The 18,898-nt window shown below is 69.9% G+C and carries 20 protein-coding genes and 1 tRNA gene; 9 read left to right on the top strand and 12 right to left on the bottom strand.

Features of this window, described 5'->3' with window-relative positions:
- The 3 genes from ACE37J_RS00860 to ACE37J_RS00850 form a co-directional block, all read right to left on the bottom strand.
- A partial coding sequence (locus ACE37J_RS00860; protein WP_133258032.1) for a GTP-binding protein occupies positions 1–99 on the bottom strand: 99 nt, incomplete at its 3' end.
- 145 nt (positions 100–244) lie between these two features.
- A tRNA-Gly gene (locus ACE37J_RS00855) sits at positions 245–318 on the bottom strand.
- A gap of 31 nt (positions 319–349) precedes the next feature.
- Positions 350–625 (bottom strand): HU family DNA-binding protein, encoded by a 276-nt coding sequence (locus ACE37J_RS00850; protein ID WP_409705548.1) that lies wholly within the window; start codon positions 623–625, stop codon positions 350–352.
- A 209-nt stretch (positions 626–834) separates the two neighbouring features.
- On the opposite strand from ACE37J_RS00850, the gene ACE37J_RS00845 reads away from it, so the two are divergent.
- Together ACE37J_RS00845 and ACE37J_RS00840 are read left to right on the top strand one after the other, a co-directional pair.
- Positions 835–1,497, top strand: coding sequence for an SDR family oxidoreductase (locus ACE37J_RS00845; RefSeq protein WP_409705545.1), 663 nt, complete (start codon positions 835–837; stop codon positions 1,495–1,497).
- A gap of 85 nt (positions 1,498–1,582) precedes the next feature.
- Positions 1,583–4,408: a valine--tRNA ligase gene (locus tag ACE37J_RS00840; RefSeq protein WP_409705542.1), complete on the top strand. Its 2,826-nt coding sequence runs from the start codon at positions 1,583–1,585 to the stop codon at positions 4,406–4,408.
- On the opposite strand, the gene ACE37J_RS00835 is transcribed toward ACE37J_RS00840, so the two are convergent.
- Positions 4,371–5,252 (bottom strand): CPBP family intramembrane glutamic endopeptidase, encoded by an 882-nt coding sequence (locus ACE37J_RS00835; RefSeq protein ID WP_409705539.1) that lies wholly within the window; start codon positions 5,250–5,252, stop codon positions 4,371–4,373. The genes ACE37J_RS00840 and ACE37J_RS00835 overlap by 38 nt on opposite strands.
- Positions 5,253–5,360: 108 nt before the next feature.
- On the opposite strand from ACE37J_RS00835, the gene ACE37J_RS00830 reads away from it, so the two are divergent.
- The 3 genes from ACE37J_RS00830 (at position 5,361) to ACE37J_RS00820 (ending at position 7,507) form a co-directional block, all read left to right on the top strand.
- The gene (locus ACE37J_RS00830; RefSeq protein ID WP_409705536.1) at positions 5,361–5,993 is read left to right on the top strand and encodes a hypothetical protein; all 633 of its coding nucleotides are present in this window, start codon (positions 5,361–5,363) and stop codon (positions 5,991–5,993) included.
- A 61-nt stretch (positions 5,994–6,054) separates the two neighbouring features.
- Positions 6,055–6,849, top strand: coding sequence for a peptidoglycan-binding domain-containing protein (locus tag ACE37J_RS00825; RefSeq protein WP_409705533.1), 795 nt, complete (start codon positions 6,055–6,057; stop codon positions 6,847–6,849).
- A 4-nt stretch (positions 6,850–6,853) separates the two neighbouring features.
- On the top strand, positions 6,854–7,507 hold the full coding sequence (locus tag ACE37J_RS00820; protein ID WP_409705530.1) for a YkgJ family cysteine cluster protein: 654 nt from the start codon (positions 6,854–6,856) through the stop codon (positions 7,505–7,507).
- 33 nt (positions 7,508–7,540) lie between these two features.
- Here ACE37J_RS00820 and ACE37J_RS00815 read toward each other — a convergent pair whose 3' ends face one another.
- Positions 7,541–8,881: an aspartate aminotransferase family protein gene (locus ACE37J_RS00815; protein ID WP_409705527.1), complete on the bottom strand. Its 1,341-nt coding sequence runs from the start codon at positions 8,879–8,881 to the stop codon at positions 7,541–7,543.
- A gap of 90 nt (positions 8,882–8,971) precedes the next feature.
- Here ACE37J_RS00815 and ACE37J_RS00810 point away from each other — a divergent pair, with 90 nt between their 5' ends.
- Entirely contained in the window at positions 8,972–10,423 is a 1,452-nt protein-coding gene (locus ACE37J_RS00810; RefSeq protein WP_409705524.1) for a PLP-dependent aminotransferase family protein, read from the top strand.
- 340 nt (positions 10,424–10,763) lie between these two features.
- On the top strand, positions 10,764–11,183 hold the full coding sequence (locus tag ACE37J_RS00805; RefSeq protein WP_409705521.1) for a DUF4174 domain-containing protein: 420 nt from the start codon (positions 10,764–10,766) through the stop codon (positions 11,181–11,183).
- 49 nt (positions 11,184–11,232) lie between these two features.
- Here the strand turns inward: ACE37J_RS00805 and ACE37J_RS00800 are convergent, their stop codons facing one another.
- From ACE37J_RS00800 to ACE37J_RS00770, 7 genes are all read right to left on the bottom strand, one after another.
- Positions 11,233–13,224, bottom strand: a complete 1,992-nt coding sequence (locus ACE37J_RS00800; protein WP_409705518.1) for an acetyl-CoA carboxylase biotin carboxylase subunit — start codon at positions 13,222–13,224, stop codon at positions 11,233–11,235.
- Positions 13,225–13,305: 81 nt separating this feature from the next.
- On the bottom strand, positions 13,306–13,533 hold the full coding sequence (locus tag ACE37J_RS00795; RefSeq protein ID WP_409705515.1) for a hypothetical protein: 228 nt from the start codon (positions 13,531–13,533) through the stop codon (positions 13,306–13,308).
- 130 nt (positions 13,534–13,663) lie between these two features.
- Positions 13,664–14,008, bottom strand: a complete 345-nt coding sequence (locus tag ACE37J_RS00790) for a hypothetical protein (protein ID WP_409705551.1) — start codon at positions 14,006–14,008, stop codon at positions 13,664–13,666.
- A gap of 38 nt (positions 14,009–14,046) precedes the next feature.
- The gene (locus ACE37J_RS00785; RefSeq protein WP_409705513.1) at positions 14,047–14,445 is read right to left on the bottom strand and encodes a cupin domain-containing protein; all 399 of its coding nucleotides are present in this window, start codon (positions 14,443–14,445) and stop codon (positions 14,047–14,049) included.
- A complete protein-coding gene (locus ACE37J_RS00780; protein ID WP_409705510.1) occupies positions 14,442–14,849 on the bottom strand; it encodes a RidA family protein in 408 nt (135 codons plus the stop codon). Before ACE37J_RS00780 ends, ACE37J_RS00785 begins: the two co-directional genes overlap by 4 nt.
- Positions 14,850–14,861: 12 nt before the next feature.
- Positions 14,862–15,293 (bottom strand): VOC family protein, encoded by a 432-nt coding sequence (locus tag ACE37J_RS00775; protein ID WP_409705507.1) that lies wholly within the window; start codon positions 15,291–15,293, stop codon positions 14,862–14,864.
- A 41-nt stretch (positions 15,294–15,334) separates the two neighbouring features.
- Complete coding sequence (locus ACE37J_RS00770) at positions 15,335–16,867, bottom strand: acyl-CoA carboxylase subunit beta (protein WP_409705504.1); 1,533 nt, start codon at positions 16,865–16,867, stop codon at positions 15,335–15,337.
- A 98-nt stretch (positions 16,868–16,965) separates the two neighbouring features.
- On the opposite strand from ACE37J_RS00770, the gene ACE37J_RS00765 reads away from it, so the two are divergent.
- Positions 16,966–18,360 carry a short-chain fatty acyl-CoA regulator family protein gene (locus ACE37J_RS00765; protein WP_409705501.1) on the top strand — a complete coding sequence of 465 codons (1,395 nt, stop codon included), beginning with the start codon at positions 16,966–16,968 and terminating at the stop codon, positions 18,358–18,360.
- A gap of 66 nt (positions 18,361–18,426) precedes the next feature.
- Positions 18,427–18,714 (top strand): putative quinol monooxygenase, encoded by a 288-nt coding sequence (locus ACE37J_RS00760; protein ID WP_409705498.1) that lies wholly within the window; start codon positions 18,427–18,429, stop codon positions 18,712–18,714.
- Positions 18,715–18,898 lie beyond the last annotated feature (184 nt).

The raw sequence follows: 18,898 nt of genomic DNA, 5'->3' as shown, positions 1-18,898 counted from the left end.
CGTGATCGCCGCCGTCAGAGACGTCTTCCCGTGATCAACGTGACCGATCGTCCCGATGTTGCAATGCGGCTTCGTCCGCTCGAACTTCGCTTTCGCCATCTTGTCAGGTCCCTGACTTGCCTTCGCGCGCGCGGCGCGCCCTTCGTTCCGGGCGGCGCAATAGGGGATAAACGATGCCGAGGCAACAGGGAAAACAGGGGCGGGCGCACCGGACGTTTCAGCGCCGCAACTCGCGGCGAAGGCGTGGAGCGGGTGAAGGGAATCGAACCCTCATCTTCAGCTTGGAAGGCTGCGGCTCTACCATTGAGCTACACCCGCGAGCGGGCGGCCGCGCGGCCGCCCGGAGCGGTCAGTTGACGGCGTCAGTCGCCGCCTTGGCCGGCTTGAACTTCACGCTTGTCTTCGCAGCGAAGGTCATCGTCTCCCCCGTGCGGGGGTTGCGGCCCTCGCGCGCGGCCTTGTGCGCGGCGGTGAACTTGCCGAGCCCGGGAAGGACCGCGGAGCCTCCGGCCTTCAGCGCGCCGAGCGCAGCGGCGGAATAGGCTTCGATCGCAGCCGCGGCCTGGGCCTGCGTCAGGCCCGCACCGGCCGCCACGGCGGCCACGACGTCGGACTTCTTTTCCATATCGGTTCTCCTGCCTTCGTTCGCGCGGCTCATCTTCGCGTCGCGGCCGCGACCCCTTATTAGTGAAGATTTCGGCCAAGAAAACCGCGAAATCGACTTCGCGAGCGGTTTTCAGCCGCAACCTGCGGCTGCAAGGCCGACTTTGGGGCTTGCGCCGGGCCTCCGGCGCGGCGAAGAGACCGCGTGAAGGCGACAAAAGGGGGATTTCGATGGCGCTCGTTCTCGTGACAGGCTCGAACCGCGGCGTCGGCCTCGAAATGGCGCGCCAATTCGCCGCGCGGGGCGACCGGGTGATCGCCTGCGCCCGCGCCGGCGCTCCGGAAGGCGAGGGGCTGGAGCCCGTCCGCCTCGACGTGACGGAGGCCGGCGACCTTTCGGCGCTTGCCGGGCGGCTCGAAGGCCGGGCGCTCGACCTGCTCGTCTGCAACGCCGGCGTGCTCAAGGGGCGCGGAGGCGTAGAGGACCCGTCGATGGACGCGGCAGCCTTCGCGGAGACCTTCGCAGTCAACGTCACCGGCGTTTTCATGACCGTCCGCGCCTGCCTGCCCGCGCTCCGCCGCGCGAAAGGCAAGGTCGCCGTCATCTCCTCGCAGATGGGCTCGACCGAACGCGCCAAGGGCTCCGCCTACATCTACCGCGCCTCGAAGGCGGCGGCGACGAACCTCGCCGTCTGCCTCTCGAAGGAGCTGGAGGCGGAGGGGATCGCGGTCGCCGCCTATCACCCGGGCTGGGTGCGGACCGACATGGGCGGCTCCGGGGCCGACATCTCGGCGGGGGAGAGCGCGGCCGGCCTCCTCGCCCGGTTCGACGAGCTGAACCTCTCCACGACGGGCGCCTTCCGCTTCTACAGCGGCGAGGCCATCCCGTTCTGACGGGCTTCTTCGGGGCGGTTCTTTCCCTCTGCGCCGCGCCGCGCTAAGGACCGGGCGACCCTGATCGCCCGAGCCGGACGCCGCCATGACCGTAGAGACGCTGCCGAAGACCTTCGACCCCGCCGAGGCGGAGCCGCGCATCGCGGCCATGTGGGAGGAGGCGAACGCCTTCGCCGCCGGCGCCAACGCGAGGCCGGGGGCGGAGAGCTTCTGCATCGTCATCCCGCCGCCGAACGTGACGGGCTCGCTCCATATCGGCCACGCGCTCAACAACACGCTGCAGGACGTGCTGATCCGCTGGAAGCGGATGCAGGGCTTCGACGTGCTCTGGCAGCCGGGGCTCGACCATGCGGGCATCGCGACGCAGATGGTGGTGGAGCGCGAACTGGCGAAGACCAACCAGCGCCGGACGGATTTCACGCGCGAGGACTTCGCCGCGAAGGTCTGGGAGTGGAAGGCGCAATCGGGCGGAACCATCGTCGGCCAGCTGAAGCGCCTCGGCGCCTCCTGCGACTGGTCGCGCGAGCGCTTCACGATGGACGAGGGGCTTTCGGCGGCGGTCCTGAAAGTCTTCGTCACGCTCTACGAGAAGGGCCTGATCTATCGCGGCAAGCGCCTCGTGAACTGGGACCCGAAATTCGAGACGGCGATTTCCGACCTCGAGGTGGAGAACATCGAGGTCGACGGCCACATGTGGCACTTCAAGTATCCCCTCGCCGGCGGGGAGACCTATGAATACGTGGAGAAGGACGCCGAGGGCAACGTGACCCTGCGCGAAACCCGCGACTACATCTCCATCGCCACAACCCGGCCCGAGACGATGCTGGGCGACGGCGCAGTGGCGGTGCATCCCTCGGATGAACGCTATGCGCCCATCGTCGGCAAGCTCTGCGAGATTCCGGTCGGCCCGAAGGAACACCGGCGCCTCATCCCGATCATCACGGACGAGTATCCGGACCCGACCTTCGGCTCAGGCGCGGTGAAGATCACCGGCGCGCATGACTTCAACGATTACGGCGTCGCGAAGCGGAACGGCATCCCCTGCTACAGGCTGATGGACACGAAAGCCGCCTTGAGGGCGGACGGCGCGCCCTATGCGGAGGAGGCGGCCAAGGCGCAGCGCTTCGTCGAGGGCGCGGCCTTCACCGAGGCGGAGATCGACGCGATCAACCTCGTGCCGGACGAATATCGCGGGCTGGACCGCTTCGAGGCGCGCAAGCGCGTCGTCGCCGCGATCACGGAGGAGGGGCTGGCCGTCATGATGGCGGACGAGGAAGGGAACCCGATCCCCCTCGTCGAGAAGAAGAAGATCATGCAGCCCTTCGGCGACCGCTCGAAGGTGGTCATCGAGCCGATGCTGACGGACCAGTGGTTCGTGGACGCGGCTGCGCTGGCGAAGGCGGCGACCGAGGCGGTGAAGGACGGGCGGACGCGGTTTGCGCCGGAGGCTTGGGAAAAGACCTACTTCCACTGGATGGAGAATATCGAGCCCTGGTGCATTTCCCGACAGTTGTGGTGGGGGCACCAGATTCCGGTTTGGTATGACGCCAACGGCGAGATGTATTGCGCGATGACCGAGGCAGAGGCCTCGGAGAAGGCCGGAGGCAAGCCGCTCACCCGCGATCCCGACGTCCTCGACACCTGGTTCTCCTCCGCGCTCTGGCCCTTCTCGACGCTCGGCTGGCCGGAGGAAACCCCTGAACTCGCCCGCTATTACAAGACGGACGTGCTCGTCACCGGCAACGACATCATCTTCTTCTGGGTCGCGCGGATGATGATGATGGGGCTGGAATTCCTCGGGGAGGTTCCGTTCCACACCGTCTACATCAACTCCATCGTGACCGACGCCAAGGGCAAGAAGATGTCCAAGTCGGTCGGCAACGTGATCGACCCCTTGGACCTGATCGACCGCTATGGCGCGGACGCGGTGCGCTTCACGCTCGCCTCCCAGGAGGCGCAGGGGCGGCGGCAGCTCAGGCTTGGCGAGCAGGCGGTGGAGGCGGGGCGGAACTTCGTCACAAAGCTCTGGAACGCCGCGCGCTTCGCGGAGATGAACGGCGCAAAGGGCGGCGACGCCTTCGACCCCGCCGCGCCGCTCCTCCCCCTCAACCGCTGGATCGTGGGCGAGACGGCGAAGACGCGGATGGCGGTGGACAGGGCGCTGACCGAACTGCGCTTCAACGACGCCGCGAACGCCCTCCACGCCCATACGTGGCGCATCTTCTGCGACTGGTATGTGGAATTCTCCAAGCCCCTCTTCGCCGGGGGCGGCGCGGCGGCGGCGGAGACGCGGGCGGCGATGGGCTGGGCGCTCGACCAGATCCTCCTCATGCTCCACCCGATCACGCCCTTCGTGACGGAGGCGCTCTGGGGCGAGCGGGCGAAGCCGCTCGTCCATGGCGACTGGCCGGCCTATGGCGCCGAACTGATCGACGAGGCCGCGGCGGCGGAGATCGACTGGACCATCCGGCTGATCGAGGAAATCCGCTCCGTCCGCTCCGAGATGGGCGTGAACCCGGGTGCGAAGCTCCCTCTCCATGTGCTGGAGGCGGAGCCGGCGGCCCGCGCGCGGCTCGACGCCAACGCCGCCCTCATCGCCCGCCTTGCGCGGATCGAGGGGATGGCGGACGGCCCGGCGGCGGGCGCGGCGACCATCGCGCTCCCCGGCGCCGTGCTCGCCCTGCCGCTCGCCGGGGTGATCGACGTGGCGGCGGAGCGGGCCCGGCTCTCGAAGGCCGCGCAGAAGGCGGAGAAGGAGATAGGCGGGCTGAAGGCCAAGCTCTCCAACGAGAAATTCCTGGCCGCCGCGCCGGAGGAGGTCGTGGAGGAGCAGCGCGAGAGGCTTGAGGCCGCTGCGGCCGAGGCGGCGAAGCTCAGCGCCGCCCTCGCCCGGCTCGACGCCATCGGCTGACGCCGAGGATGATGAGGAGCGCCGCGCCGATCCCGGCAAGATCGACCGCCATGAGCGCGCCGAGCGCCGCCCCGTCCCAGTGGAAGGCCGCGAGGCCCGAAAGCCAGCCCGGCGCGCCGACAAGGAGGATCGCGCCGCAATTCACCCCGAAATGCGCGCCCCAGGCGGCATAAATGCTGCCGGTCCGCGCCGCCGCCAGCGCAAAGACGAGCCCGGCGAGCCCCGTCGCCGCCATCATCGCGAAGCCGCCGCCGGGCGCCGCCGGGTGCCAGTGCAGCGCGCCGAAGAGCAGCGAGGGCAGCACTGCCCAGGCGAGCGGGGAACGGTACCGCGCCGCCATCTGCTGCAGGATGTAGCCGCGGAACACCGCCTCCTCCGCCCCGGTCTGCACGAAGATCAGCGGCAGGGCGACGGCCGCGAGGAGAGCCCAATCCCCAAGCCCCCGCGCTGCGAGGTCCGGAGGGCCTGCAAGGGCGATTCCCGCCACCGTGGTGATGACGACGAAGAGGGCGGCCCAGCCGAGCCCGGCCGCGAAGAGACGCGCCGCCCCTTTGCCCGGCCCGAGCGCGGAGCCAATCCCCCGCCGGTGAAAAAGCCGGAGCGAGAGCCAGAGCGCCGGCCACCACAGCAGGAACGTCGCAAGGGCGAAAATCGCGCCCTCCGGCCGCTCCAGCATCTCCAGCCCGCCCTCGGGCCGCGCGAGCCCGGCGCGGAATGCGACCCAGCCGAGCGCAATTCCGGATAGGATGAGAAAGAGGCCGATGGTGATGAGCCCCGCCAGAACGCGCCACGGCGCGGCGCGCGGGCGGGCGGGTTCTGCGAAGGCGAAAAGTGCGGGCTCCATGCCTCACCGCTACCCTCTCAGCCACGGTGGGAAAAGCCGGCTTGCGCGGCTGGGGGCCGCGGCTATTCTCCGCGGCCAATGGGTCGGCTGCGGCGCTATCGCGGGAGGATGGGAAGCGGGCTCTTCGCGCCGCTCGTGCTCCTTGCGGCCTGCGCGCCGCCCTCGGGGCCGGGCGGGACCGACTATGCGCGCCTCTCCCGCCCGCTTACGCCGGGCTATGTCCAGATCGTCTCCGCCGCGCCGCGGCTGGTGGAGGTGGACGCCGGCGGGCGCGTCATCCGCGCGCGGGCGCCGGATGGGCTCTGCATCCCGCTCGAAGGCGTGCAGACGATGCGGGATTCCGCTTTTGTCCTCTTCTCCGCCTGCCCCGGCGCGCCGGAAGCGCCCGGCGTTCCAAGCCTCTCGATTTCCGGCGCCCCTACACCTATGGACCTCGCCGCGCTGGAGCGCTTCCTCGCAACGGAGGCCGGCGCGGTGGGCCTCGGCTATGGCGGCGGAGCGGAGGATGTGACCCTCCTGTCCCTCAAACGCGAGGGCGAAGCGCTGATCGCCATGGCCGAGGACCGGAGCGAGTTCGGCCCCGCCTTCGCGGGAGACCTGATCATTCGCGCCTTTGTCGAGATCAACGGCCGGCTCGTCATCGCCACGATGCTGAGCCGGCGCGAGGGGGCGGCCGAACCCGAAGAGATGCGCGCGGCGCTGCTCGGCCTAGTCGCCGCGCTGGCGGAAGCCTCGGCCTGAACTGGCGCGGCCTTCCCCGCCGCGCAACGCCCTCCCATATCCGGAGGAGAAAGGAGGCGAAATGATCCGGCTATCCCTTGCGCTCGCAATGGCGTTGACGCTCGCGGCCCCGGCCCGTGAGGCGCTGGCCGACGCACAGGAATATGCGGCTTGGCGCATGGCGACCCGACTGAACGGTGTGGAGGATTATCGCGCGTTCCTTGCGAAGCACCCGGCCGGGAACTTCGCCGCCTTCGCCCATAACCGGATCGCCGCGGCGGAGGGACCGCGCCCGGCCGCGCCGCTCGTCGCCGCGCCGCTCGCCCCGCCTTCCGAGTCGGGGGCGGCGCCAGAGACGGCGCCCACCGGTTTAAACCTCTCTCCCGGCCAGCGCATGGCGGCGCGGGACGGCCTACGCGCCCGCGGCTTCGATCCGGGCCCCGGCGAGGGCGCGTTCGACGAGGCCGCGCGCGCAACGATCCGGGCGTGGCAGGCGGCCTCCGGCTTTCCGCCGACAGGCGAGCTCACCGAGGCGGAATATGACGAGCTGACCGCCGCGCCGCTCTCCGGGGCCCTGCCAGCCGGCGCGCCGATGACTGCGCGGCTCGATCCCGGAACCGAAGGCGCGCGCGCGGCGGCGGAGGCCGCGCTCTTCTACGGGCCGGAGGAACTGGCGGAGATCGAGATGCGCCTCGCCCGCGCCGGCTTCGCCGTCGGCGAGGCGGACGGAACACTGGACGAGGCCGCGCGCAGCGCAATCCACGACTTCCGCCTCTCCCGCGGCCTCGCCCCCCACGGCTTTCTCGACCGGCCGGCGGTGGATCTCCTCATGCGGGCCACCGCCTCATGGCCCGGCCCCGTCGCGGCGAAGAGATAAGGCGATGGCGGAGCCGGAAGCCGCGCTCGCCGCCGCCGCGTGGGCGGCGTTCGACCGGCGGGCGGAAGAGGTCGAGCGCGCGCGGCCCGAGAGCCGCCCCGCCCTCGCCTGCCGCGCCGGCTGCGCCCATTGCTGCCATTCGATGGTGAGCGTGCTGCCGCAGGAGGCCTTCGCCCTTGCAGCCCACATCGAGACGGCGACGCCTGAACCCGAGCGCGGAGCGCTCAAGGCGCGCGTGATCGCCCATGCCGGGCGGACGGCGGGAATGGGCGGCGCGGCCAGGATGCAGGCGCGCCTCCCCTGCCCCTTCCTCGATGGGGAGACTTCGCTCTGCCGCGTCCATGCGGCGCGGCCCCTGACCTGCCGGGGCATGAATTCGGTGGACGAAGGCGCCTGCCGCGCCGCGCTGGACGACCCCGCGGCGGAGATCGCGGTTCCGACCGTCCTCACCCATCACCGCGCCGTGCAAAACCTCTATGACCAGATCGGCGCGCGCCTGTCTTCCGCCGGCCTCTCCTCGGCCTCGCTGGAGCTGACCGGCGCGCTCTCGGCCATCTGGTCCGCGCCTGACGCGCTGACGCGCTGGAGAGAGGGCGAGGACATCTTCGCCGAGACGCGCGCCGCCGATACGACGGACGCGCCGATCCCCCGGTTCTGAGCGGCGCCCCGGCCAGGCCGGGGCGCGCCCTTGTCAGGCGAGCTGCTGGTCCATCGTCTTGCGGAACTTGTCGACGATCTCGTCGATGTTCGCCCGGGTCGAGATGAACATCGGCGCGACGATGCCGACATCGCCGGTGAACTTCACATGGCAGCCGTTCCAGAAGAGATCCTTCTGCATCTTCGTGCCGCGGCGGCCAGGCGCGCCGTCATGGTGCACCTCGACGCCGGACATGAGGCCGATCGTGCGGATGTCCTTCACCAGCTCGTGGTCGCGGAGCGACATCACCGCCTCCGCGAAATAGGGGGCGAGGTCCGCCGCCTTCTCGAAGAGCCCCTCCCGCTCGAAGATCTCCATCGTGGCGATGCCGGCGGCGCAGGCCGCGGGATGCGCGCTGTAGGTGTAGCCGTGGAAGAACTCGATGGCGTTGAGCGGGGAGGCGTTGGTGATCGTCTCGTAGATCTTGTCCTGCGCCGCGACCGCGCCCATCGGGATGCACCCGTTGGTGAGCGCCTTCGCCATCGTGCAGATGTCCGGCGTCACGTTGAAGAGCTGGGAGGCGAAGGGCGCGCCAAGCCGGCCGAACCCGGTGATCACCTCGTCGAAGACGAGGAGGATGCCGTGCTGGTCGCAGATCTCCCGAAGCCGCTCCAGATAGCCGGCGGGCGGCACCAGGGTGCCGGTGGAGCCGGCGACGGGCTCGACGAAGACGGCGGCGATGGTGTTCCCGCCATAGGTCTCGCACATCCGCTGGAGGTCGTTGGCGAGCTCCACGCCGTCATGCTGCGGCAGGCCGTCATGGAACAGGTCCTTGCCCGTCCAGGTGTGGCGCATGTGGACGACGTTCGGCATCGTCACCGGGAAGGTCTCCCGGTTCCGCACCATGCCGGCGAGGCTGACGCCGCCCATGTTCACGCCATGATAGGCGCGCTCCCGGCTCACGAAGCGGATGCGCTGGCTCTGCCCGTTCGCGCGGTGATAGGCCATCACCATCTTCAGCGCGGTGTCGATCGACTCCGAGCCGGAATTGACGAAGAAGACGTGGTTCATCCCCTCCGGCAGCAGCGCGGTGACGCGCTTCGCAAGCTCGAAGGAGCCGGGATGGCCAAGCTGGAAATGCGGCGTGTAGGAGTTCGTCATCATCTGGTCGTAGACCGCCTTGGCGATCTCGGCCCGGCCATGGCCGGCGGGGCAGCAGAAGAGCGCGGAGGAGCCGTCGATCAGCTTTCCGCCCTTGTGATCCCAGCAATAAACTCCTTCGGACTGGACGACGAGGCGCGGATTCTCCTTGAAGTCGCGGTTGCCGGTGAAGGGCAGCCAATGCTCTTCAAGGCTGTTCGGGCGCGCGGCGAGGCCGTTCGGAAGGTCGTGCATCGGATGCTCCGGAATTTTGGTTATCGGGCTAGAGTAACGCGCCCGGCTCGGGCTACGATAGCGCCAGATCGCCTTATTCCGGAAGGGCCAGTGCGCGAATTCCTGTTCCCGATCGACCGCGCCGAAGGCGGCGCGTTGCAGGCGCAGATCCGCGCGGCCCTCGAGCGCGCCGTCGCCTCCGGCGCCTTCGCGCCGGGAGACCCCGCGCCTTCCACGAGGCGCCTGGCCGAGGCGCTCGGCGTCTCACGCAACACGGTCTCGCTCGCCTTCCAGTCGCTCGTTGACCAGGGCGTTCTGGAGGCGCGGGAGCGGTCGGGCTATTTCATCGCCCGGCGCGGTCCCGCCGCCGCCGCCCCCGTCGCGCCCATGGGGCCGGGGATCGACTGGGCCGGGCGGCTCGCCGGCCCCTCCGCCGCTTTCGAAGCGGTGCCGCGGCCCGAAGGCTGGCGCGCGGCGCCCTTCCCTTTCATCTACGGCCAGTTCGACCCGGAACTCTTTCCCATCGCCGAATGGCGGGACGCGACGCGACGCGCTATGGGCCGCCGCTGGCTCGACGAATGGACGGAGGATCGCTACGCCGAAGACGATCCGATGCTGATCGAGGAGATCCGCCGGCGCATCCTGCCGCGAAGGGGCGTGGCGGCGGACGCGGGCGAAATCCTTGTCACCCTCGGCGCGCAGAACGCGCTCTTCCTCGCCGCCGCGCTCCTCCTCCCGGCCGGATCGGTCGCGGCGATGGAGGAGCCGGGCTATCCGGACGCGCGCGCGCTCTTCCGCGCCCGCGCCGCGCGAACGATCCTGCAGCCGGTGGACGAAGACGGGATGCAGGTGGATGAGCGGCTTCGCGGCGCCCGGCTCATCTACGTCACTCCGAGCCACCAGCATCCTTCCCTTGTCTCCATGAGCCTCGAACGCCGCCGCGCCCTCCTCGCCCTCGCGGAGGAGGAGGACGCCGTGATCCTTGAGGACGATTACGAGCCGGAGGCGAGCGCCGCCGGCCCACAGCGCCCCGCGCTCCGCGCGCTCGACGGGCGGGGGCGCGTGCTCTATGCGGGCTCCCTCTCCAAGAGCATGATGCCCGGGCTGAGGCTCGGCTTCCTCGTCGGCGCGCGGCCCTTCATCGAGGAGGCGCGGGCGCTCCGGCGGCTCATGCTGCGCCATCCGCCGGGGATGAACCAGCGCGTCGCCGCGCTCTTCATGGCGGCGCGGCACCATGACATGCTTCTCGGCCGCATGCGCCGGGCCCTCGCCGCGCGACGCAGCGCGGCCGTGGCGGCTCTGGCCGCTGCGGCGCCAGGCTGGCGCGTCTCGGGCGCCGAAGGCGGCGGCGGGCTCTGGATCGAGGGGCCGGAGGGGCTCGACTCGCGCCGCCTCGCCGCCGCGGCGCTCGCGCGGGGCGTGGTGATCGAGCCGGGGGACGTCTTCTTCGGCGCCCGCGCCGCTCCGCGCCGCTTCTTTCGCATGGGCTTTTCCGTGATCCCGGAAGAGCGGATCGGCGAAGGAGTCGCGCGGCTCGTCGCGGCGGCCGAGAGCGTGATCTGAGCCGTTCGCCGGGCCGCCCTCTCGCTGGGAGTGATCGGGGGAACGGCGAATACGCCGCACCCGTCACCAGCAGGGTCCCGACCATTTACGGAGGCCGTTCCGACGCGCCCTCTGCGAACATCGCGACGTTGTGCCGGAACCCGGCTTTCAGCGCCTGATGCACATCGAAAATCCTCAGCGCGCCGCGCCGTTCCTCGCAGCCTTCCTCGCGCACAGACGGGGAAGAACCAACCACCCGCCGTGACAAGGGCGGAACGGGTGGCCGCGATCAGCGACGGTCCGATCCGGCCATTGCTCATTCGGCGCTCGCTTTCCGCCGCGGGGCGCCTACTTTCGCCCCATGCAGATAGTTCCGCTTCGCGCCGCCCTCGCCGCCTGTCTCCTCCTCGCCGGCCTCGCAGCCGCCTCGGCGGAGGAAGATCCGCTTGCGGCCTATCTCTGGGCGGCGCGGCCCGTCGTCGTCTTCGCTGACAGCGCGCTCGACCCGCGGTTCCAGGACCAGATGCGCGACCTGGAGAGCCGGGCGGAGGGGCTGGCGGCGCGCGATGTCGTGGTGCTGTCGGACACCGACCCCACGGCGCAGGGCCCGCTCAGGCTCAAGCTGAGGCCGCGGGGCTTCCAGGTCGTGCTCATCGACAAGGACGGCCGGGTGATCCAGCGCAGCCCACACACGACACGGGCCGACGCGCTGATCCGCGCGATCGACCGCACGCCGCTTCGTCGGCAGGAGGTGGACGAGCGGCGCGGGCTGGGCGGGTAGTCAGGGCCCAGTTGGTTTCGCCGTTGCGGCCGTCAGCGGCCGAAGCGGCTCACTCGAACTCCATGATGACCTCGTCCACCGCCATCGAGGCGCCCGGCGCGGCGTTGATCTTCGTCACGCGGCCCTTCCGTTCGGCGCGGAGCACGTTCTCCATCTTCATCGCCTCGACGGTGCAGAGCGCCTGCCCCTCCTGCACTTCGTCGCCGACCGCGACCGCGATGGAGCGGACAAGGCCCGGCATCGGACATAGCAGGAGCTTCGACGTGTCCGCCGGCGCCTTCTCCGGCATCAGCGCGGCGAGTTCGGCCTGCCGCGGGGTGCGGACATGGACGCGGAGATCGGCGCCGCGGTGGCGGATGCGGAAACCGGAGGTGATCTTCTCCACCTTCAGCGCGAGCCGCGCGCCGTCCACCTCGAGGAGGGCGAGGCTGCGCCCCGGCGTCCAGCCCGAAGTGACGCGGTGCGCCGCGCCGTCCGCGAAGGTCACGGTGGCGCCGCCATGGTCGGCGTCTATGGTGAGGTCGAAGCGGGCGCCCTGCGCCGTCACCACCCAGTCCCGCCCCACCTTCCGCTCGTGGTTGTCCATCCGGCCCGAAACGCGGGCGCGGCGGATTTCCGCCACCCGGTGCATCGCCGCCGCGGAGGCGGCGACCTTTCGGAGCGTCGCCTCGTCGAGCGTCACGCCCTCGAAGCCTTCGGGCCATTCCTCCGCGATGAAGGCCGTCGTCATCTCGCCCGCGGTGAATTTCGGATGGTCCATCACGGCGGAGAGGAAGGGGAGGTTGTGGCCGATCCCCTCCACCTCGAAGGCGTCGAGCGCGCCGCGCATCTCCTCGATCGCCGCCGCCCGCGTCTCCCCCCAGGTGCAGAGCTTCGCGATCATCGGGTCGTAGAACATGCTGATCTCGCCGCCCTCGAAGACGCCGGTGTCGTTCCGCACCTTGCCCGGAAGTTCCGCCGGCGGGCGGTAGCGGGTGAGCCGGCCGATGGAGGGGAGGAAGCCGCGATAGGGGTCCTCCGCATAGAGCCGGCTCTCCATCGCCCAGCCGTTGATTCCGACATCGTCCTGCCCGAAGGCGAGTTTCTCCCCGTTCGCGACGCGGATCATCTGCTCCACGAGGTCGATGCCGGTGATGAGTTCGGTGACGGGATGCTCCACCTGGAGGCGGGTGTTCATCTCGAGGAAGTAGAAGTTGCGGCTCCCGTCCACGATGAACTCCACCGTGCCGGCGGAGCAGTAGTTGACGGCGCGGGCGAGGGCGCAGGCCTGCTCGCCCATCGCGCGGCGCGTCTCCGGATCGAGGAAGGGGCTCGGCGCCTCCTCGATCACCTTCTGGTTCCGCCGCTGGATCGAACATTCGCGCTCGTTGAGCCAGAGCGTGTTCCCGTGCTTGTCGGCCAGCACCTGGATCTCGATATGCCGGGGCTGGGTGACGAATTTCTCGATGAAGATGCGGTCGTCGCCGAAGCTCGCCGCCGCCTCGTTCTTCGAGGACTGGAAGCCCTCCCGCGCCTCCGCGTCGTTCCAGGCGATGCGCATGCCCTTGCCGCCGCCGCCGGCGCTGGCCTTGATCATCACCGGATAGCCGATCTGGCCCGCGATCTTCGCCGCCTCCTCCGCATCCGCGATCAGGCCCATATGGCCGGGCACGGTGGAGACGCCGGCCTCGGCGGCGAGCTTCTTCGAGGTGATCTTGTCGCCCATCGCCTCGATGGCGGAGGCGGGCGGGCCGATGAAGGCGACGCCTTCCTTCTCCAGCGCCTCGGCGAAGAGCCGGTTCTCGGAGAGGAAGCCGTAGCCGGGATGCACGGCCTCGGCGCCCGTATCCCGGATCGCCTTCATGATCTTCTCGATCACGATGTAGGACTGGTTGGCCGGCGGCGGGCCGATATGCACCGCCTCGTCCGCCATGCGCACATGGAGCGCGCCGCGGTCCGCATCCGAATAGACGGCGACGGTGGCGATGCCCATCTTCCGCGCCGTCTTGATGACGCGGCAGGCGATCTCGCCCCGGTTGGCGATCAGGATCTTCTTGAACATGCGTCCCCCTTCTGCGCGCGCGCGAAAACGGCCGCCGCGGTTTCCCGCAGCGGCCGCGACGCCGGCGCTTCTCTTGTCGTGTCAGTCCAGATTGATCTTCCGCGGGTCGGAGACGGCGCCGACCACGGCGCCCGCCGCGGCGCCGACCGCCGCGCCGGTGAGGAGCCCGCCGCCGACGACGGCGGCGCCCACGGTGCCCGCCGCGGCGCCGAGCCCGGCGCCGGTGAGCGCCCGGCGCTCCGGATTGGTCCCGCAGGCCGCGAGCGAGCCGGCGACGGCGATGATGGCGACGATACGAGCGATACGCATGGAAAACCCTCCTTCAGGCGACAAGATCCGTCGCCATGCATGTGATGGCCGATTGCGGCGGAAATCCGCCGCCCGCGATCACATAACGTTGCGGAGCGTTTTCTATTCCGCGCCATAACCTTCCCGGCGCTCATTTCGGCATCGCCTCCGGAAAGGCGCGGGCGGCGGCCTCCATGTCGATCCGCAGCATCGCCTCGTAGGATTCCGGGTCAAACTCCCGCTCGGCCGGCACGATCTCCCGCCCGAAGAGCCAGGAAAGGCGCCCGGCGTCCAGATTGCCGCGCGGAAAGGGCTCTTCCCCGTAGAGGTCGATCAGCGAGGCGAGGAAGAAGGCGTCCACCTCGAGGTCGGCCGTCTTCCGGTCCGCGCGGCGCGGCCGGGCGACGAGCGGCGTTACGGTCTTGCCGCCGTGCCGGATGGTGAACTGATGGTCCGTGCCCGGAAAGCGGCCCGGCATGCCCTTGTGCTTGGGCATGTAGGGGCCGGGATGGCCGGGCGGGGAGGCGGGCCGCCTCACGGCGCCTCCGCCTCATGCGTGTCGAACTCGGCGGGCGAGACGATCTCGATAAGCTCCAGATCGTCGGAATGCCGCACCTCCCGGTGGCGGATGCCCGGCGGCTGGAGCACGGCGGAGCCGGCGCGCAGCACATGCTCCCCCTCCCCCTCGTATTCGAAGACGACCCAGCCCTTCAGGACATAGACCATCTGGAAGTCGAGATCGTGGGTGTGCCACGTCGCGGGGCTCTCCATGCCGGGGACGGCGCGGATGACATGGGCGGCGTAGCGGCCCCCGGTCGCCTCCCGGATGCCGAGCTGGCGGTATTCGAAAAACGGTCGGAGGCCGGCGCCCTCGAAGGCCGAGGAGTCCGCGTGGGAGATGGTGAAGGCCTGATTCTTGAAGAGCTTGTTCACGACACTTCCTCCGGCCGCCGCGCCACCATGTCGATCTCGACGAGCGCCCCCACGGCGAGCGCCGTGACGCCGATCGTCGTTCGCGCCGGGCGGCGGTCTGGCGGGAAATAGCCCTGATAGACCTCGTTGAAGGCCGCGAAGTCCCGCTCGAATTCCGTCAGGTAGCAGCGGCATTGCAGAACATGGGCGAGGCCGAGGCCCAGCCCTTCGAGGATCAGCTTCAGGTTCTCCATCACGCGGGCCGTCTGCGCCGCGATCCCTTCCGGCAGGGGCGCGTCGGGCGCCGCCGGGTCGGTCGGCATCTGCCCGGTCAGGAGCACCCAGCCGCCGCTCTCGACGGCATGCGAGAAGGGCGCCACCGGGCGCGGGCCGTCGGCCACCATGTGAAAGAGCGGGCCGGTCACCGGCGCCGCCCCTCAGAACTCCGCATCGTTCGTCTCCTGCACCTCGATCACCTGCCCGGTCGGATCGTGGAAGAAGATCTGCCGCCAGGCGCCGCTGAAGGCGTGGCCGTAATCGGCATAGGGAATCCCCTGCTCCTCCAGATGCCGCTTGAAGGCGTCAAGATCGTCCGTCCGGTAGGCGATGTGGCCGCGCAGCAGCGGGTTGACGCTGTGGCCGGCGCGGGCGGCGAGGTGGGGGTCCGTCTCCGCGATGTGGATTTCCCCCGCCTCGTCCCGCACCACCTCGACCCCGCCCTTGTAAAGCGCGTCCTCGGCCACGATCCGGTGGCGGGTGACGGAGGTGTCATGCGTCATCCCCAGCACGTCGCGGTACCAGTCCCGCAGGGCCGCGGCGTCGTGGGTGCAGACGTTGATGTGGTGGAGCTTCAGCTTCGGCGCGGGCATGGCGGGGCCTTTCAGGGGGGGGTGTGGCGGGCGGCTTCAGCTCACAGGGGGATGTTGTCGTGCTTCTTCCACGGGTTGCTCAGCTGCTTCGACCGGAGCGCCGCAAACGCCCGCGCCACGCGGCGGCGGGTGGACTGGGGGCGTATCACCTCGTCGATAAACCCCTTCTCCGCGGCCACGAACGGGTTCGCGAAGCGGGTCTCGTAGTCCTTCACGCGGCCGGCGATCTTCTCCGCATCGCCAAGCTCGCTCCGGTAGAGAATCTCCACGGCCCCCTTCGCACCCATGACGGCGACCTCGGCGGTCGGCCAGGCGTAGTTCACGTCGCTCCTGAGATGCTTCGAGGCCATGACGACATAGGCCCCGCCATAAGCCTTCCGCGTGATGACCGTCACCTTCGGCACCGTCGCCTCGCCATAGGCGTAGAGCAGCTTTGCGCCGTGCTTGATGACGCCGGCATATTCCTGCCCGACACCGGGGAGGAAACCCGGCACGTCCACGAAGGTCAGGATCGGAATCTCGAAACAGTCGCAGAACCGGACGAAGCGCGCCGCCTTCCGGCTCGAATCGATGTCGAGGCAGCCCGCCAGCACCATCGGCTGGTTGGCGACGACGCCAACCGTCCGCCCCTCGATCCGGATGAAGCCGGTGATGATGTTCTTCGCGAAATCGGCCTGGATTTCGAGGAAGTCGCCCTCGTCCGCGACCTTCAGGATCAATTCCTTCATGTCGTAGGGCGTGTTCGGGTTGGCGGGGACGAGCGTGTCGAGGCTCTGCTCGATCCGCTCCGGGTCGTCGAAAAAGGGGCGGACGGGCGGCTTCTCCCGGTTCGAGAGCGGCAGGAAGTCGATCAGCCGCCGAACCTCGGCCAGCGCCTCAACGTCGTTCTCGAAGGCGGCGTCGGCGACGGAGGATTTCCGGGTATGGGTCGAGGCGCCGCCAAGCTCCTCCGCCGTCACCACCTCGTTGGTGACGGTCTTCACCACGTCAGGTCCGGTGACGAACATGTAGGATGAATCCCGCACCATGAAGATGAAGTCCGTCATCGCGGGGGAATAGACGGCGCCGCCGGCGCAGGGGCCCATGATGACGCTGATCTGCGGCACGACGCCGGAGGCGAGGATGTTGCGCTGGAACACCTCGCCATAGCCGGCGAGGGAGCTGACCCCCTCCTGGATGCGGGCGCCGCCGGAATCGTTCAGGCCGACGACAGGGGCGCCGTTCCGCACCGCCATGTCCATGATCTTGCAGATCTTCGCCGCCTGCGTTTCGGAGACGGAGCCGCCGAAGACGGAGAAATCCTGCGCGAAGACATAGACGAGCCGGCCGTTCACAGTGCCCCAGCCCGTCACCACGCCGTCGCCCGGAATATGCTCGGCCTCCATGCCGAAATCCGTGCAGCGGTGGGAGACGAACATGTCGTATTCCTCGAACGAGCCTTCGTCGAGCAGGAGCTCGATCCGCTCCCGCGCCGTCAGCTTGCCCTTGGCGTGCTGCGCCACGATGCGCCGCTCGCCGCCGCCGAGGCGGGCCGCGCCGCGCCGCCGCTCCAGCTCCTGAAGAACCCCGTCCATGCGAATCTCCCTCGGTCGCGCCGGTTTTGCGACGGTTTTGCTGCGCCGCCCCTGCAAAGGCCATAGGCGTTGCGAAGAAAATTTGCGAAGCTGCGAAGATGAAACCGCTCTACGCCGGCCCGAAACTCCGCGAACTTAGGCAGCGCCTCGGCCTGACGCAGACCGCCTTCGCAAGGGGGCTCGGGCTCTCGCTCTCCTATCTCAACCAGATGGAGCGGAACCATCGCCCGCTCTCCCGCGCCGCGCTGATCGGGCTGTCGGAGACCTACGGCGCCGATCTCGCCGTCTTCGAGACGGACGAGACGGCGCGGCTCGTCGCGGACCTCCGCGAAGCGCTGGCGGACCCGGCCTTCGAGCCGAAGCCGGGGCTCGCCGATGTCGAGCTTCTGGCGGCGAACGCGCCGCGGCTCGCGCACGCCTTTCTCGCGCTCCACCGGGCGCACCGGGCGGCGAACGAGCGGCTCGCCGCGCTCGACGACCGGATCGGGGAGGCGGGGCTCGCGATGGCGCCGAGCCCCTGGGAGGAGGTGCGCGACTTCTTCCATTACTGCGACAACTACGTCGACCCGGTGGACCGGGCGGCGGAGCGCTTCGCGGAGCGGGCGCGGCTCGAGGAGGGGGCGGAGGCGCGGCTCGCCGCCTGGCTTTCCGCCCGCCACGGAATCGAGGCGAGGCCGGGCGGGCCTGCGCTCCGCGCCTATGACGCGGAGCGGCGGGTCCTCATGCTCTCAGCCGCGGCGGAGCCGGCGAGCCGCGCCTTCCAGATGGCGCATCAGGTCGCCCTGATCGAACAGCGCGAGACGATCGAGGCGGCGCTGGATCTTGGCGCCTTCCGGAGCCGGGAGGCGCGGGAGATCGCGAAGATCGGCCTCGCCAATTATTTCGCCGGCGCCGCGCTCCTCCCCTATCGCCGCTTCCTCGAGGCGGCGGCGGCGGAAAGGCATGACGTGGAGGCGCTGGCGCGGCGCTTCGGCGCCTCGGCGGAGCAGATCTGCCACCGGCTCTCCACCCTCCAGCGGCCGGGGGAGAAGGGCGTGCCGTTCTTCTTCGTGCGCGTCGACCAGGCGGGGACGATCACCAAGCGCCATTCCGCGACGCGGCTGCAATTCGCCCGGCATGGCGGCGCCTGCCCGCTCTGGAACGTCCACCAGGCCTTCGAGACGCCGGGGCGGTTCATCCGGCAGCTGGCGGAGACGCCGGACGGGGTTCGCTATCTCTGCCTCGCGCGGGACGTCACGAAGCCCGGCGGCGGCTTCCGCGCCCCCGTCCGGCGCTATGCGATCGGGCTCGGCTGCGAGGTCGCCCATGCCGGGGCGCTTGTCTACGCCGACGATCTCGACCTCGCGAACGAGGCGGCCTACCAGCCTATCGGCGTCTCCTGCCGCATCTGCCCGCGCGACGATTGCGTGCAGCGCTCCGTCCCCCCGCTGGAGAAGGCGCTGAGCGTCGACCACGCGCGGCGGGGAGTCACCCCCTACGTCATCGGGGGGTGAGCGCGGTTGACGGCGCGCGCCATGCGGGCCAGCGTGCCGCCACAACCACAAAAGGAGGAAACGCCCATGTCCGTCACCGTCGTTCTCACGCTGAAGGCGAAGCCCGGAACCTATGCCGGCCTCGCCGCCACGATGGCCGCCATCCTGCCCGACACCGCGGCGCGCGACGGGGCGGAGCTGATCCGCGCCGCAGGCGACCCGGAGACGGAGACGGTCACGGTCTACGAGATCTGGGACCGGATCGAGAGCCAGCAGTCCTACCTCGCCTGGCGGGCGGAGCGCGGCGACCTTGAAACGCTCGGCGGCATGCTGCGCGAGCCGCCGAAATTCGAGACCCTCGCCACGATCTTCTGACCGGCGGCGCGCCGCCGGCCGGAATCGCCTTGTTCCGCGGGCTCCACTTCGTCTAGCTTCGCCCACGACGGGCGGACAGGAGACGCGCCATGCAGCTATCTGGCACGAGATTGATCGCGGCTGACCGTTTGGCGGTTTGGTCTGCGCTGAACGACCCTGAGGTTTTGCGGGCGTGCATTCCTGG

Source organism: Pikeienuella sp. (genome assembly GCF_046290545.1).
Lineage (GTDB): Bacteria > Pseudomonadota > Alphaproteobacteria > Rhodobacterales > Rhodobacteraceae > Pikeienuella.
The sequence above is the reverse complement of the archived record's forward strand: the minus strand, read 5'-3'. Positions and strand labels throughout refer to the sequence as shown.